General features: G+C 67.0%; 13 protein-coding genes. 7 read left to right on the top strand and 6 right to left on the bottom strand.

Features of this window, described 5'->3' with window-relative positions; genetic code table 11:
- Positions 1-100 precede the first annotated feature (100 nt).
- The 3 genes from AC5LXK_RS26235 to AC5LXK_RS26225 all read left to right on the top strand — a co-directional run bounded on the left by AC5LXK_RS26235 (position 101) and on the right by AC5LXK_RS26225 (position 2521).
- On the top strand, positions 101-1060 hold the full coding sequence (locus AC5LXK_RS26235; RefSeq protein WP_493391592.1) for a LysR family transcriptional regulator: 960 nt from the start codon (positions 101-103) through the stop codon (positions 1058-1060).
- A 94-nt stretch (positions 1061-1154) separates the two neighbouring features.
- Entirely contained in the window at positions 1155-1946 is a 792-nt protein-coding gene (locus tag AC5LXK_RS26230) for a uracil permease (RefSeq protein WP_493391591.1), read from the top strand.
- 59 nt (positions 1947-2005) lie between these two features.
- Positions 2006-2521 carry an SRPBCC family protein gene (locus tag AC5LXK_RS26225; protein WP_493391590.1) on the top strand — a complete coding sequence of 172 codons (516 nt, stop codon included), beginning with the start codon at positions 2006-2008 and terminating at the stop codon, positions 2519-2521.
- On the opposite strand, the gene AC5LXK_RS26220 is transcribed toward AC5LXK_RS26225, so the two are convergent.
- Together AC5LXK_RS26220 and AC5LXK_RS26215 are read right to left on the bottom strand one after the other, a co-directional pair.
- The gene (locus tag AC5LXK_RS26220; protein WP_493391589.1) at positions 2518-3432 is read right to left on the bottom strand and encodes a hypothetical protein; all 915 of its coding nucleotides are present in this window, start codon (positions 3430-3432) and stop codon (positions 2518-2520) included. The genes AC5LXK_RS26225 and AC5LXK_RS26220 overlap by 4 nt on opposite strands.
- Before the next feature lie 85 nt (positions 3433-3517).
- A complete protein-coding gene (locus AC5LXK_RS26215; RefSeq protein ID WP_493391588.1) occupies positions 3518-4240 on the bottom strand; it encodes a haloacid dehalogenase type II in 723 nt (240 codons plus the stop codon).
- A gap of 397 nt (positions 4241-4637) precedes the next feature.
- On the opposite strand from AC5LXK_RS26215, the gene AC5LXK_RS26210 reads away from it, so the two are divergent.
- A complete protein-coding gene (locus tag AC5LXK_RS26210) occupies positions 4638-6005 on the top strand; it encodes a ComEC/Rec2 family competence protein (RefSeq protein ID WP_493391587.1) in 1368 nt (455 codons plus the stop codon).
- Between the two features lie 30 nt (positions 6006-6035).
- Here AC5LXK_RS26210 and AC5LXK_RS26205 read toward each other — a convergent pair whose 3' ends face one another.
- Positions 6036-7880: a sulfatase family protein gene (locus AC5LXK_RS26205; protein WP_493391586.1), complete on the bottom strand. Its 1845-nt coding sequence runs from the start codon at positions 7878-7880 to the stop codon at positions 6036-6038.
- A 134-nt stretch (positions 7881-8014) separates the two neighbouring features.
- Between AC5LXK_RS26205 and AC5LXK_RS26200 the strand changes: the two genes are divergently transcribed.
- Together AC5LXK_RS26200 and AC5LXK_RS26195 are read left to right on the top strand one after the other, a co-directional pair.
- Positions 8015-9031 carry a LysR substrate-binding domain-containing protein gene (locus tag AC5LXK_RS26200; RefSeq protein ID WP_493391585.1) on the top strand — a complete coding sequence of 339 codons (1017 nt, stop codon included), beginning with the start codon at positions 8015-8017 and terminating at the stop codon, positions 9029-9031.
- Positions 9032-9355: 324 nt separating this feature from the next.
- Positions 9356-11605, top strand: a complete 2250-nt coding sequence (locus AC5LXK_RS26195) for a putative bifunctional diguanylate cyclase/phosphodiesterase (RefSeq protein WP_493391584.1) — start codon at positions 9356-9358, stop codon at positions 11603-11605.
- A gap of 13 nt (positions 11606-11618) precedes the next feature.
- Here AC5LXK_RS26195 and AC5LXK_RS26190 read toward each other — a convergent pair whose 3' ends face one another.
- Both AC5LXK_RS26190 and AC5LXK_RS26185 read right to left on the bottom strand, forming a co-directional pair.
- Entirely contained in the window at positions 11619-12686 is a 1068-nt protein-coding gene (locus tag AC5LXK_RS26190; RefSeq protein ID WP_493391583.1) for a diguanylate cyclase domain-containing protein, read from the bottom strand.
- Between the two features lie 67 nt (positions 12687-12753).
- Positions 12754-13758, bottom strand: coding sequence for a chemotaxis response regulator protein-glutamate methylesterase (locus AC5LXK_RS26185; RefSeq protein ID WP_493391582.1), 1005 nt, complete (start codon positions 13756-13758; stop codon positions 12754-12756).
- 338 nt (positions 13759-14096) lie between these two features.
- On the opposite strand from AC5LXK_RS26185, the gene AC5LXK_RS26180 reads away from it, so the two are divergent.
- Entirely contained in the window at positions 14097-14525 is a 429-nt protein-coding gene (locus AC5LXK_RS26180; RefSeq protein ID WP_493391581.1) for a hypothetical protein, read from the top strand.
- A gap of 48 nt (positions 14526-14573) precedes the next feature.
- Here the strand turns inward: AC5LXK_RS26180 and AC5LXK_RS26175 are convergent, their stop codons facing one another.
- Positions 14574-14798 (bottom strand): hypothetical protein, encoded by a 225-nt coding sequence (locus AC5LXK_RS26175; RefSeq protein WP_027782734.1) that lies wholly within the window; start codon positions 14796-14798, stop codon positions 14574-14576.
- Between the last annotated feature and the right edge of the window lie 211 nt (positions 14799-15009).

Below are 15009 nucleotides of genomic sequence, written 5' to 3'. Positions count from 1 at the left end.
TATGCGCAGATTCATCATGTACCGATAAAGAAACCGGTTGGATGTGCATTTATGCATATCGACGACCGGCCCGGGGACACCCGCCCTTTTTTCCTCGCCGATGCGACATGCCACCGAGCCGGTTTCCGGCAACCTGAACTGGGACGACCTGCGTTTCTTCCTCGAAGTCGCGCGCACGCAGCGCGCGAGTGGCGCCGCGAAGCGGCTCGGCGTCGACTACACGACCGTCGCGCGGCGCATCCGCGCGCTCGAGGCCGCGATGGGCACGCTGCTGTTCGACAAGTCGCGCTCCGGCGGCTTCACGCTGACGGCCGAAGGGCAGCGGCTCGTCGCCTATGCGGACGCGATGGAGACGACCGTGCAGTCGGCGTGCGACCAGGTCGCGAACACGGGCGAGGCGCTGTCCGGCCACGTGCGGATCGGGTCGACCGAAGGGTTCGGCTGCTTTTTCCTCGCGCCGCAGCTCGCGCAGTTTCGCGCCGAGCATCCGCACGTGACGGTCGACCTGCTGCCGGTGCCGCATTTCGTCAACCTGCCGAAGCGCGAGGCCGACCTCGCGATCACGCTGGAGCGGCCCGAACGCGGGCCCTACGTGGTCACGAAGCTGTGCGACTACCAGTTGCGGCTCTACGCGACGCGCGACTATCTCGCGCGCCACGCGCCGATCACCTGCACGGACGATCTCGCGCAGCACACGTTCATCAGCTACGTCGACGATCTCGCGTTCAGCAACGAACTGCTGTACCTGGATCGCGCGGTGCCGGGCGCGACGGCCGGGCTGCGCACGACGAGCGTGATCGCGCAGTATTTCGCGGCGCTGCAGGGCGGCGGGCTCGCGATCCTGCCGTGTTTCATGGCGGCCACGCAGCCGGCGCTGGTGCCGGTGCTGCCGAACGACGTGGTCGTCACGCGGTGTTTCTGGCTGACGTGCCGCGAGGATCTGCGCAAGCTGCGGCGTGTGACCGCGCTGTGGGATTACCTGCGCGCGGCGGCGGACGCGAACCGCGCGTTGCTGTCGGGGGAATCGGGGGCACTGAAGTTCGTCGGCGAGCCGGAATAGCAGGCGGCGTGCACGTCGCGACGGCGACGGCATGCTCCATCTCGTATGAGAAAACGGCCGGCGGTGATTCGACCGGCCATCGGGGGAAAGACAGATGGCGTTGACGCATGAGGGGAAGGTGTTCGTGGTCTGTGTGGCTGTGTTCGGCGTGGCTGCGTACTGGCTCGCGTCGCGCATGGTGCGGCGGCAGACCGGCGGCAAGCGCGGGTCCGGCGGCGCGGTTGCGTTCTGGTGGCTCGTGTGTTTTTGCCTGGTGTCGCTGTTCTTCCCGTTCGCGTACTGGATCGGCGGCGAGCTCTACACGTTGGCGGTGTCGCCGAAATACGAGGCGACCGTCGTTTCCTACCAGTCCGAGTGGGACACCTGCGAGCGGAGCGACAGCAGCGGACGAACCGAGCGATACCCGTGCATCAAGTACACGTCGATCCTGGAAACCGTGATGCCGGATGGCAGGCACATCGTGCTGCCGGGCAACATTCGCTCGGGCGGTGTGCCGGAAATCGGCGAGAAGGTCGATGTCGTACTGCCACCGGGATCGCATCAACTGCATGAGCGCAGCCTGCGCAGTGTCGGCCTGCTGGTCGGCGGCGGGGTGATGGTCGCGATGCTCGGTTATTTCGTTTACCTGATCGCGGCTTACGGAGCCGGGAAGAATATCGACGGTGCGGCGCGCTTCGGCGTGGCGGCGGTGATGAACGGGCTCGTGCCGCTCGGTGCGCTGCTGATGGAAATCGGGCTCCTGAGCGTGCCTTACCGCTACTGGGTGCGAGGGAATCCCGAGGACTGGCCGGTGTGGGTGCTCGCGCTGTGCACGCTGTTCGCGCTGGCGCTGCTGCCGTTGCTGCTCGTCTATGCGCGCACCGCATGGCGGGCGATCGTGAAGTAACGGAGGGGCCGGAACGGTTGTGCCATCATGGGCGTACCGCCAGCCGCGAGGAGCGTATCGTGGAAATTCATTCGCAATGGACGTTCGATTGCCGGCCCGAGCACGTGTGGCCGCACTTCCTGCATGCGCGGATGGACGACACGCGGCCGCTGCTGTTCCGCCTCGGCGTGCCGAAGCCGGTCAGCTGCCGCGTGCTCGAAGGCACGCCGGCCGTCGGCAACACGCGGCAGTGCACGACCGATCGCGGCACGATCGACCAGCGGATTCTCGTGCTCGACGAGCAGCGCCGGCTGCGTTACCGGATGATTGCGTCGACGGTCTGGTGTCGCGGCTGGGTCGGGCTGCTCGAGGACGAATTCACGCTGACGCCCGTCGGGGATGGCCGGACACGCGTCGAGCGGCGCACCGTGTTCCATGCGCGCGGCTTCTTCAAGCCGGTGCGGCAGATCGGCTTGTGGATCGCGCTGCTGCAGGCTCACCGGTATGCGGCGCGCAACTGGCGGCGCCTCGCGAGCGCGGCGAAGGGGCGTTCCGCCGCCGCCACGCGGGTGTCCGGTGTCCGGGGCGACGCCTAGGCCTGCGTGTAGTAGATCTGCCCGATATCCGTGTCGCGCGCCTGGCCGTTGCGTTCGGCCGCGATGCGCGCTTCCGCGAAATCGCGCGTACCCAGGTCGGGGCGCCCCAGCGCCTTCAGGATGCCCGACGTACGCCACGCCGGCAGCCAGTCGGACCACGACAGCCGCACGCCGAGGATCAGCGCCAGCAGGACGCCCATCGCCAGCGGGCCGCCCAGCAGCATGAACAGGTCGACCCGGAGATTCGAGAACCCGCCGTCCCCGGTCCAGAGCACCACGATCATCATCGGGATCAGCAGGCAGTTCACGCCGATGAACATCCATTTCCACGCGAGCCACAGCGTGTGCGTCAGGCCGGCCAGCCCCGTATCGCCGCACGCGGAATCCATCGCCATGAAGCGCCGGTCGGGCGACGACAGCGCGAACAGGCGGCCTTGCCGATTGACGACGGCCGCGACCTCGTCGCCGGCTTCGAAGCATTGCCCGCCGAGGAAGCCGCGATACGTGCCGCCGCCGATTTCGATTTCCACCGGCAGCCTGGCCGCGACGATCCTGCCGTTCTTGCCGACGGTCACCGATGCGTTTTCCGACACGTAGGTCTGGCTGTCGCGGATATTTGCATACGACCACGTTGCGGGGTGCGCGATCTTGTCGGCCTCGGCATCGAGTTTCGCGAGGATGCGGTCCTCGTCGGCTTGCTGAAACACCAGCGCATTGGCCGCGGCGCCGTTGCCGGTCAGCGCGGCCATGATCGGCACCGCGGTGTGCGTGAACCAGTAGCCGAGTGACTGCTTGCGGGCCTGCGGGTCGACCGGCGGGACGCGATGGCTGTCGGAACTGTCCTGATCCGGGCGTTCGAGAAAGCGCAGCGCGGTCAGCTTGCCTTCTACCAGATGCAGTGGAGATGACATGGGGATGGGCGAATCGGAAAGGGCCGTGATGGCGGAGTCTAGCAGTCGCCGGCTCCGCCGTACCATCGCCCGGCGGGCCGGGCGATTAATCCGGGCAGCCGAGCCGGTCCGCGAGTTCGTTCAGGTTCCCGACGTCGAAATCCCACGCGGCGTCGGCTTTCAGGTCGGTCGTCTGGGCGGGCCCGTGCTCGGTCGGCCGCAGCACGAACGCGGTCGACAGCCCGAGCTGCCGCGCGGCGGCGAGGTCGCCGTTGTGCGCGGCGACGAGGCACAGCTCGGCCGGCGCGATACCGAGAATCTCGACCGCTTCGGTATAGACCTTCGGCGACGGCTTGTAGGCGTGGGCGACCTCGGCGCCGAGAATCGCGTCCCACGGCAGCCCGCCGTGTTTCGCGACGTCGACCATCAGCCGGATATTGCCGTTCGACAGCGGCGCGATGATGTAGCGCCGCTTCAGCCGGTGCAGCCCGGCGACGGAGTCGGGCCACGGGTCGAGCCGGTGCCATGCGAGCGTGAGTGCATCGATCTCGGCGTCGGGGACATCCTCGATCCCGTAGCGGTCGAGCGTGCGTACGAGGTTCTCGCGATGCAGCACGTCGAGCCGCACGTAGCGGCGGCGGCCGCTGCGGATTTCTTCCATCGACGGTGAATATTCGGCGCGCCACGCGTCGGCGAACGCGTAAGGGTCGAGCGCCGGCGCGTGGCGGTCCAGGAACGCGGCGGTGCCGCGTGCGACACCGCTTCTCCAGTCGACGATCGTTCCGAAGACATCGAAAACGAGCGCCTTGATTTCGGCAGGGTTCGTCATGCGGTCCTTTGCGGGGGCGGGTGATCGGAACAGGCTGCAATCGAGGTGAGGCCGACAAGGGCAGGGAGGGCCTTCAGTCGACATTAGATCACGTATGCGAACGACCCATATCCCGGCGTGTCCGTGCGATTGGCGTAGTGAGATGAGTTACACGACCGTAAGCGCAAGCAGATGGCTGGGGCACGGTTTACTGGAAGATTTCGATGCGGATTCCCGTTGAAGTGCCATATTGCAGGTGGTTCTCGACGCCATGCACTGTCGAATGCCGCATTTATCTCATCCCGGGACAGAATTTCCGTCGCGGGGTATAAAGTGCAGCCAAAGCCGAGCGGGGTGCAGCGGTGAAGAGGTGTGAAAAATCAGTGTATGCACCATTAACTTACTACGGGGGCAGGTTTTGCACTATTCAGTCGATCGCATTCAATTCTCTATCGGTCAGGGTGGATTCCATTCGACTGTCGTTCATTGTTGCCGCGAGCGTTTCAGTGTCGTCGTCGACTGTGGCGGCGGCAGCAAGGAAACCAGGCAACCGCTCATCGAAACATTCACCGGTGGCGTCCCTACGCACCATGACATCCTGGCAATCAGTCATCTGGACTTGGATCATATCGACGGTGTGCCGGAACTCACGAGAATGGCGCAATTCAGATATGTATTTCTCCCTCACGTTGACGAGAGGGAATACGCACGCTGGATGACAACTCGACTCGCGTTCGGGGTAGAGGAGACTGAAGCCGGTTCGATCGCTCGAGCAATCGCTGTCACCGTCGGGTTATATGGAGGGCGATATGGCCAGCCGGTTATCGTGCGCGGCCCGGATCCCATTGAGCCCAGGTGGGACCGGGAAGACTTGCCGCTCCCCGAGCCCGGCGCCGACAACCCGCTGCTGTCCGACGATCTTCGCAATTTGTTGAATGGTGCAGGAACGGGTTGGCCATCGACGACTTCAATCGGCCTCGAGTATATCGACTGGGAGTTTCGCTTCTATTCGTACGAGTGGACCCAGCCGCCGGTCGAGTTCGGGAAAATCTGGATGCATCCATTTTTCGATAACCTGAGGGATGCGATCGACGATCTTGTGGTCAACCCGGAACGTCCGGGTGTGGCGCAATGCATTATCGACAGACTCGGGGAGATAATCCCTCCGGAACATGCAAACGGTGCAATTTTCACGTTGACTGGCAAAGAGACGCACTTCGAGCGTGCGATCAGTGTCAAACGTCTTCTTGGCGAAGTGTATCAACGCACGCCTGGATTGACGAACTACAACGACGCGTCGATGTGCGTGTACTCCGGTCCAGTACAACGTGGTACGAACCATCCCGTGACTTGGTTTCAACGATGTGTCCTGACGACCGAGGACGGTGCTGCGTGGGCGCGCAGCAAAGAAACTCGAAACATCCGGAATGTCGGTTGGATTCATACCGGGGATCTGAATCTGGATGACGATACGAAGTTGGCGAAATTTCTGCAGCATTATGATGCCGAGTTGCGAATGGCTTCGATACTGGTGTTGCCGCACCACGGATCGGAGCACAGCTACGGCGGAAATCTCGAGAGACTGGTCACGTTGACCAAATGTATCGATGACCAGCCTCTTTTTCTCGCTCCGGCGCTGCCGACCGGGAGATACAGGCATCCAGATGATTCGGTCATGGAACAGTGTCGAAAGCTTGGATTCGCACATATCGTCGACAACAAGCGCGCGACAATATTTCAAGAGACCGTTCGAGCTGGATACCCTGACATCGTGTTTCTGGAATGACTTAGCTGCCTCAAGCCGCTCTCCGCGCCGTCAGTGCCACTTCCTGACCTGAACCTGCACCTTGCCGTCGCGGATCGGCATCACGTCGGGGCTGTCGTCGCCGACTTCACGCTCGATCAGGGCGTTCAGGCGGCCGTTCATCGCGAGCAGCAGATCGCCGTGCTTCGCGCGGTCGGTCGCGAGATTGCGCATTTCGCCCGGATCGCTCGCGAGATCGAACAGCTCGACGTCGTTGCGCGCGAACAGCGCCTCGAGCGTCGTCGGCCGGTTGAACTCGAGCGGCGAGAAATAGCGCGTGAACCGGTAGCGGCCGTCGAACACGCTGCGGATCGTGCCGCGCAACCGGAAATCCGGCTGCTGCGCGAGCGCGCGGCGCAACAACTCGTCCTCGGGCACGCCTTTCTGCCGCAGCGTGCCCAGCTCCTTCAGCATCCATTCGCTGTCGTAGTACAGCAGCATCGCGTAGTTGAACAGCGTCGCGTCGCGCGCCGCATGCCATTTCGCGTCGGCCGGCTTCGCGAGCCAGCGCGTGAGGTCGTGCCCCTTCAGCGCGCTGCCGCGGATCGTCGCGAGGCGGGCGTCGTCGAGGCCGGTCAGGCCGAGCAGCGTCGGCGCGATGTCGATGTGCGACGTCAGCGCGTCGCACTGCATGCCGCCCGGATACGCGGGATGACGGATCACGAGCGGCACGTGGTTCTGCGGCTGGTACGCGGTCGCGCCCTTGCCGACGAGCTGGTGCGCGCCGATGTGATCGCCGTGGTCGGCCGTCATCACGACGATCGTCCGTTCGTCGAGGCCGAGCGACTGCAGCGACTGCAGCAGGCGCACGACATGCGTGTCGCAATCGCGGACGCAGTTGAAGTAGTTGTCCTGATAGATGCGCAGGCGTTCGTCGGTGAACGGGTAGCGCCCGACGAGGTTCGCGTGCGCGGCGTTGAACATCCCGTGCGCGGGCGGCCGCCCGGGCTCGTCGTACGGTTGCCGCCGCGACGCGGCGAGCGGCTCGTCGCGCCATGACGTGCGGTACAGCGCATCGTTTGGCGGCGGCGCGTTGCCGAGCATCGGATGGTTCGCATCCTGCACCGTCGAGCCGTTCGTGTCGGTGTTCACGAACATCGCGTCGTGCGGGTTCACGAGATTCACCGCGAGAAACCACGGCTTGCCTTCCTTCGCGAGGCGCGGCGCATGGTTGCGCATCCAGCTCACCGCGGCCTCGGCCGTGATCCCGTCGTACTGGTAGCCGCCGCGCACCATGCCGATCAGGTCGCCCACGCCGAAATAGTCGTCGAAGCCGTACGCGCGGATCGTACGGTTGTAGTCGGCCACCGGCGCCGTGTACGGGCTTGCGGTTTCGTGCATCGACGCGCTCAGGTGCCATTTGCCGAGATACGCTGCGTAGTAGCCGGCATCGCGCAGCATGTGGCCGACGGTGCGCACGTCCGGCGACATGTCCTTCTGCCAGGGCACGCCCGCGTTGTCGAGCACGCCGGTGTGCTGGATGTGCTGCCCGGTATAGACCGTCGAGCGCGACGGCGAGCACACGCATGCGGCGATCTGGTGATGCATGAACGTGATGCCGTCGCGGCGCAGCGCCTCGCGGCCGGGCACCGGAAACGGCCAGCGGTCGAAGTGGCGTTCCTGGTCGGTCAGGATGAACAGGATGTTGTAGCCGGCGGGCGGAGCGGCAGGCGCGGTTGCGGCGCCGTGAAACGCGGGCGCCGGATCGACGCCGGCGATATCCGCGGCGGCGGGCGGCACGTTCGCGGCGAGCGCATCGGCGCCGAAACCGGCCGACGCGACCGCCGCACCGGCCAGCTTGAGGAACTGGCGTCGCGCGGTGGGCTCGGGGGCGGGGGTGTCCTGATCGTCTTTCACGTCGGCGGTCTCCTGGTCATGCCGGCTCGTGCCGGGGGTTTTCATGCCGACGACTATGCGGCAGGATCACGTATCGATCGATGAAAGATCGGGATCGATCGATAACCTGCAAAACATGAATGACGGAGACGCCCGTGACCCTCGACCCCCGCAGCCCGACCGGCCGTACGCGACCGGAACCGCTTGCGCCGCCCGGCGCGCCGGCCCACGAGCAGCGCGTCGCGCAGGCGCTGCGCCGGTTGCGCGTGCGCGACATGGAAACGCTCGACACGCTCGGCCGGACGCGCAGTTTCGCGCGCACGGCCGAGGCCGCGTCGATCACGCAGCCGGCGCTGTCGAAATGGCTGCGCGAGCTCGAGGAATCGCTCGGCCTGCCGCTGTTCGAGCGCACGTCGCGGCGTGTCGCGCCGACCGCGTACGGCGATGCGCTGCTCGAATGCATCGGCCGCGTGCTGACCGACATGCGCGGCGTCGCGCCGGCGTTCGACGCGTTGCGCACGGGCGCGGGCCGCCCGGTATCGATCGGCCTGCTGCCGAACATGGCGCCGCAGCTGATTCCCGGTGCGCTCGCGTGGTTGCAGGAAGCCGGCCGCCCCGTGCAGCTCAACGTGCGGGAAGACACGCTCGACCGGATGCTCGCGCAGGCGCAGCGCCGCGAGCTCGACCTGCTCGTGTGCCGGCTCGACGCGTCGGCGCTGAGTGCGGGGCTCGACGTTGCGCCGCTGTACCGCGACGACATGATCGTCGTCTGCGGCCCGCGCCATCCGCTGCTCAGGCGCGCGCGGATCGGCTGGCGCGATGCGGCCGCGTTTCCGTGGATCGCGCCGCCGCTCGGGTCGCCCGCGCGCACGGCGCTCGACGCCGAGTTCGCGAAGGCGGGCCTTGCGCCGCCGTCCGTGCTGATGGAATCGGTGTCATGGCAGACCAACCGCGCGGTGGCCGAACAGTCGCCGTGCCTGTTCGTGCAGTCGGCCCGTGCGTTCGACCTGGCTGCACGGGCTAACGAGCGCGTCGGCCGGCTGCCGCTCAAACTGTCGACGATGCCCGATACGGTCGGCGCGCTGTATGCCGCTCCCGCGAGCGGGTCGGTCGCCGCCGCGATCGATGCGCTGAAGGCCGTGACGCGCATCCATCCCGGCGCGGACGATTGACCGCGAGGGGCTGCGCGCGGTCACAATCTGACGATCCGGTTTCGCGGTAGGTGCGCGGGTATGCCCGAGACCGTCGTACGGTGCGCAAGCCTTTCGGCAAGCTGACCGCCGCCGGCGACGCGCGCGCAAACCGAGCGTAACCCCTGATGCACGCGGACACGCCGGTTGCCACGGATTGGTGTTAAATATATTTCGGCGCACCCTGGCTCGGTGCGCAAACGGGGCGCACCGGGCATCGGCGTAAGCCCGGGGCGAAACAGGGCACGAAGGATCGATAACGAACCGGGCGCATCAGACCCGGTCGGACAGACGGCAGGATTCATCTTGAATACCGAACCGCAAAGTTCTCGTTACAGCCTCGGGCTCGCGGCGGAAGTGCTCGCGTCCGAACAAAGCGTGCTGAGGCTGATCACGCGCAACACTCCGCTGCCGGAACTGTTGATCGAAGTCTGCCGGCGCGCCGAGGCGTTGCTCGGCGACGGCGCATCCTGCACGATCCTGCTGCTCGATACGGACGGCGTGCACGTGCGCGTCGGCGCGGCGCCGTCGTTGCCCGCGCAGTACAGCGCCGCGATCGACGGGGCGTCGATCGGGCCCGCGGCAGGCTCGTGCGGCACCGCGATGTACGAGCGCCGGATGGTCGCCGTCGAGGATATCGAAACCGATCCGCTGTGGGCCGACTACCGTGCCGTCGCATTGCCGCTCGGCCTGCGCGCATGCTGGTCGGTGCCGTTTCTCGACGAGGCGGGCGCCGTGCTCGGCGCGTTCGCCGTCTATCACCGCCGGCCGCGCCGGCCAAGCGACGAGGAAACGGAACTGTTGCGCGACATCGGCAACAGCGTCGGCCTCGCGGTGCACCAGGACCGGATCGCGCGGCAGCTCGCGCGCAGCGAGGAACATCACCGGCTCGTCGTCAACAGCCTCAACGAGGGGATTCTCGTCGTATCGCGCGACGGCGTCGTGGTTGCGAGCAATCCGAGCGCGAGCCGGATGATGCGCATGAAGGGCGACCTCGTCGGCCGCCGGCTGTCGACGGTGATCCTGCGCAAGCTGTACGAGGACGGCACACCGATTGCGCCCGACGCGTGGCCGAGCCGGCGCGCGCTCGAAACGGGCGAGTCGATGCTCGGCTACACGGTCGGGTTCGGCCTCGCGGACGGCGACGTCATCTGGGTGCGCGGCAACGCGGTGCCGATCGTCAAACCGGGCGAGACGCAGGCCGACTCGGTGCTCGTGTCGTTCAACGACATCGGCCCCGTGCGCGAAGCGCAGCAGCAGTTGCGATATCTGGCGACGCGCGATGCGCTCACGGGCCTCTACAACCGCCGCTGGCTCGCCGACCGCATGCGCGAGCTGTTCGGCGGGCACGATGCGGCGGCGGGGCCCGCGCACGTCGCGATCCTGTTCATCGATCTCGTCGGCTTCAAGAAGGTCAACGACACGGCCGGTCACGACGCGGGCGATGCGCTGCTGCGCAGCGTCGCGGCGCGGCTCGCGGCGTGCGCGGGCGGCCGGTATGCGCTCACGCGCGTCGGCGGCGACGAGTTCGTGATCCTCGTCGACGACTGCGACGATCCCGATCGTCTCACGGTGCTTGCACGCGAAGTGATCGACGCGATCGCGAAGCCGTTCGCGATCGCGAACAACGAGTACTGGCTCGGCGTATCGATCGGGATCAGCGTCGCGCCGCGCGACGGCGACGATGCCGTCACGCTGATGCGCAACGCCGATTCGGCGATGTACGACGCGAAGCAGCGCGGCCGCAACCACTTCACGTTCTTCACCGCGCAGCTCAACCTGCGGCTGCAGCGCCGCTTCGCGATCGAGCAGTCGTTGCGGCGCGCGCTTGCGTCGAACATGCTGCGGCTCGCGTACCAGCCCGTCGTCGATGCGCGCAGCGGCCGCACGGTCGGCGCCGAAGCGCTGCTGCGCTGGACGAGCCCCGAGCTCGGGCCGATGTCGCCGGCGGAATTCATTCCGGTCGCGGAAGACACGGGGCTGATCGTCGCGATCGGCCAGTGGGTGCTCGAAACCGCGTGCCGGCAGGCGGCCGAATGGCGCCGCACGATCGCGCCGGACCTGATGCTGGCCGTCAACCTGTCGCCGCGGCAGTTTCATGAGGGGCTCGTCGAATCGGTCGACCGCTGTCTCGCGCAGACGCGGCTCGATCCGTCCGCGCTCGAACTCGAGATCACGGAAGGACTGCTGATGAACGACACGGACACCGTGCTGCCGATGCTCGAGGCGCTCACGGACATGAACGTGCGGATCTCGGTCGACGATTTCGGCACCGGCTATTCGTCGCTCGCTTACCTGAAGCGCTTTCCCTTGCACAACCTGAAAGTCGACCGCTCGTTCGTGTCGGGCGTGCCCGATCATCACGATTCGGTCGCGATCACGCAGGCGGTCGTCGCGATGGCGCATTCGCTCGGGATGAAGGTCACGGCAGAGGGCGTCGAGACGCAGGCGCAGTCGTGGTTCCTGCAGCAGATCGGCTGCGACATGCAGCAGGGCTACCTGTTCAGCCGTCCGCTGGACCCGAAGGACTACGCGCGCCGGCTCGGCGCCGCGTGAATAAACTGCGCGATTATTCGTCGCGCGGTGCGCCGAACCCGCCGGCGCCCGGCGTCGTTGGCGTCGCATCGATCTCGACGCGGTTCTTGCCTTCGTGCTTTGCGCGATAGAGTGCGCGGTCGGCCGCCTCGATCAGCAGGGTCGTCGGCAGGCCGGGCGCGGGCACGACGGTCGCACCGCCGATGCTGATCGTCACCGTGTCGCCGGTCGACGAATGCGCATGACGCAGCCGCAGCGCCTCGACCGCGAGCCGGATCTTCTCGCCGAGCAGCCGCGCGGCGCCGGGCGACGTGGCCGGCATCACGACCGCGAACTCCTCGCCGCCGAAGCGTGCGGCGAGATCGCCCGACTGCCCGAGGCAGCGCTCGATCGTCGACGCGATCTGCTTGAGCACGCTGTCGCCCGATACGTGCCCGTACGTGTCGTTGTACAGCTTGAAGTTGTCGACGTCGATCATCAGCAGCGACAGCTCGCTGCGCTCGCGCGTGCCGCGCCGCCATTCGGCGGCCAGGTATTCGTCGAGATAGCGCCGGTTCGACAGCCCGGTCAGGCCGTCCGAGTGCGTGAGGCGCCGCAGTTCGAGATTGGCCTCGAGCAGTTGCTGCTGCGACTGCCGCAACGCGCGATAGGCTTCGTCGCGCTGCAGCAGGTTCATGTACGAGCGCGAGTGATAGCGGATGCGCGCGACGAGCTCGATGCGGTCGGGCAGCTTCACGAGATAGTCGTTCGCGCCGCACGCGAATGCGGCGCTCTTGATCACCGGTTCTTCCTGCGTCGACAGCACGATGATCGGCACGTCGCGCGTGGCCGGATTCGCGCGGTACGCCTTCACGAGGCTCAGCCCGTCGGTGCCGGGCATCACGAGATCCTGCAGGATCACGGTCGGCCGCGTCTCGATCGCGGTGGCCATCGCGTCGTCCGAGCGCGGGCAGTAGTGGAAGTCGATGCCTTCCTCGTCGACGAGCGCGCGCCGCACGGCTTCCGCGACGATCGTCTGATCGTCGACCAGCAGCACCATCGCCGGCACGTCGGCGCACGGCGCGGTCGGGCCGCCCGGCGGGCGAGTCAGGTCAATGGTCATGGTCGATGCGGGTCGTTACGGTCGTGACAGGGGCCGGCATGGGTATTGCGGGTGTTCATCGTCGGGTTCAGATCCGCGCGAGTGCCGCCAGCTCGCCCGCGATGCGCCCGAGCGGCAGGATCGCGCGCGCCGCGCCGAGCGTCGCGGCGGCCTTCGGCATCCCGTACACGGCGCTCGTCGCCTCGTCCTGCGCGATCGTATGGTAGCCCTTCATCCGCAGCGCCTTCAGGCCGATTGCGCCGTCGCGCCCCATCCCGGTAAGCAGCACGCCGATCACGCGGCCAGGCCAGTGCTCGGTCAGGCTGTTGAAGAACACGTCGACCGACGGGCGATACGGCGTGGCGGCCGGCTCGCGCGTGTATTCGAGCGTGCCGGCGCGCGTGATGCGCAGGTGATCGTCGGTCGCGGCGAGCAGCGCGACGCCCGGCTGCGGGCGGTCGCCTTCGCGTGCGACGCGCACGGCGAGCCGGGTCTGACCATCGAGCCACTGCGCCATGCCTTCGGCGAAGGCGCGATCGACGTGCTGCACGATCACGATCGGCGCATTGAAATCGGCCGGCAGGCCGCCGAGGACCGACGCGAGCGCGCCGGGGCCGCCGGCCGAGGCACCGATCGCGATCAGCGGGCCGCCGCCGGCGCGGACGGCCGTACCGGCCGCGCGTGTGCCGCCCGGCGCGTCGAGCAGCCGGCCGATCTGGTCGATCTTCGCGAGCAGGAGTTTCGTCGTGTCGCCGGCGGCGCCGTCGCCGAGCCGCGGCGTGTCGACCGCGTCGAGCGCGCCGGCGCCCATCGCCTCGAATACGCGCCACGCGTTCGCGCCGATGCAGCTCGTCACGATCAGGATCGCGCACGGTCGTTCGGAACGCATGATCCGCCGCGTCGCTTCGATCCCGTCGAATTTCGGCATGATCAGGTCCATCAGCACGATGTCGGGCGGCTGCGCGGCACACAGTTCGACGGCCTGCGCGCCGTCGGTCGCGACCCACAGCACGCGGTGCTCGGGCCGTCGCGCGATCGCGCGGCGCATCGCCTCGACGGCAAGCGGGAGGTCGTTGACGATGCCGATGTTCACAAGCGGAATTCTCCGGTCGGTTCGTAATGTTGGAGGTGGGCCGGGTTCATGGAAGGCGTAGCCTGTCGGGCGCTGCCGGGCGGCATCGGCGGCCGGACGGCACGGCATTCTTTTCGGTTGGCGACGCCCCGAATGCTGTCATGCGGCGCGGGCGGCGGCAATCGAAAAATTCTCGCATTGTGCCGTTTCAGTGCGTTTCCTCTATGACGACGCGACATTTCCGGCGGCGGCGAGAACCCGGCCCGCGCACGCGTGCATGCCGGATTCCGCTACGGCAGGCCGCCGAAGCAGGCATGTTACCGTGCCGGCTTCGACAAAAAAGAAAGGGGGAAAACCGGATGGCCGTGCCGGATACCATACTCGTCAGCCGCGATCCGTACGCACCGATCGTCATCGAGCGCGACGGGCAATTGCTGTACAGGATCCCCATCGAGAGCGGACATGCATCGTTCGACCGCGATTTTCCGGTCGACCCGGACGCGGTGCGCGTGCTGCGCGACGACGCCGAGCGCTACTACTTCCTGTTCGCGGCGCTTCACCATCCGTACCAGCTGCGCGCGACGAACCTGTCCGACGCGGAGCGCGAACGGTACTTCAGCACGATCCTGTTTGCCGGCCGCGACGAAGTCGAAGCCTTCATGACGGAGCGCGACCGCGCCAGCAACGGCGCCGTCGCGAACCTGCTGAGGATCTTCACGCAGGCCGACTACCGGCAACTGCGCGAGGGCCGGTGGTTCGGCATGGGCGCAGGCACGCCGGCCGCATAGCGCGGCGCACCGGGCCGCCTGCCGCGCAGCCGGTGCGCGGCAGGGCGCTCAATGGCTGCGCGCATACCCCTGGATCAGCGCGCGCATCATCCCTTCGACCGTCGCGTCGCGCAGGTCGCCTTCCTGCTCGGCCTCCTCGACGAGCGCGGCATAGGCGGTCGCGAGCGTCACGCGGTCGACCTCATGGCGTTGCTCCATCAGCGTCACCATCCCGTCCTTCGCCAGATGAGCGGAGAACGCGCGGCTGCCGATGGTCTGGAATACGTCAATCATGGCGGCTCTCCCGTCCGTTGCCGATGCTTTCCAGTGTAGTCGCCGCACCAGGGCTCCGCCACGCGCGACGGCCCGTTGCACACCGCCCCGTCGCGCGCCGTCACGCGCCGTCGCGTGCGGCGACCGACGCGCGCAAGACGGGCTCGCCGGCCACCGATTCGTCCGATGAAACACCGTCGATACAGGGCCCGGGCACGGTGCTTGCCCGCTT

It is taken from the genome of Burkholderia pulmonis, assembly GCF_984667975.1.
Note: the sequence above shows the minus strand (reverse complement) of the source record. Positions and strands in the feature narration are given on the sequence as shown.

Excerpts from the sequence above, each read along its gene's own strand:
- AC5LXK_RS26235 (WP_493391592.1), top strand. The coding sequence starts at position 101 with ATGCGACATGCCACCGAGCCGGTTTCCGGCAACCTGAACTGGGACGAC.
- AC5LXK_RS26230 (WP_493391591.1), top strand. The coding sequence starts at position 1,155 with ATGGCGTTGACGCATGAGGGGAAGGTGTTCGTGGTCTGTGTGGCTGTG.
- AC5LXK_RS26220 (WP_493391589.1), bottom strand. The coding sequence starts at position 3,432 with ATGTCATCTCCACTGCATCTGGTAGAAGGCAAGCTGACCGCGCTGCGC.
- AC5LXK_RS26215 (WP_493391588.1), bottom strand. The coding sequence starts at position 4,240 with ATGACGAACCCTGCCGAAATCAAGGCGCTCGTTTTCGATGTCTTCGGA.
- AC5LXK_RS26190 (WP_493391583.1), bottom strand. The coding sequence starts at position 12,686 with ATGACCATTGACCTGACTCGCCCGCCGGGCGGCCCGACCGCGCCGTGC.
- AC5LXK_RS26180 (WP_493391581.1), top strand. The coding sequence starts at position 14,097 with ATGGCCGTGCCGGATACCATACTCGTCAGCCGCGATCCGTACGCACCG.
- AC5LXK_RS26175 (WP_027782734.1), bottom strand. The coding sequence starts at position 14,798 with ATGATTGACGTATTCCAGACCATCGGCAGCCGCGCGTTCTCCGCTCAT.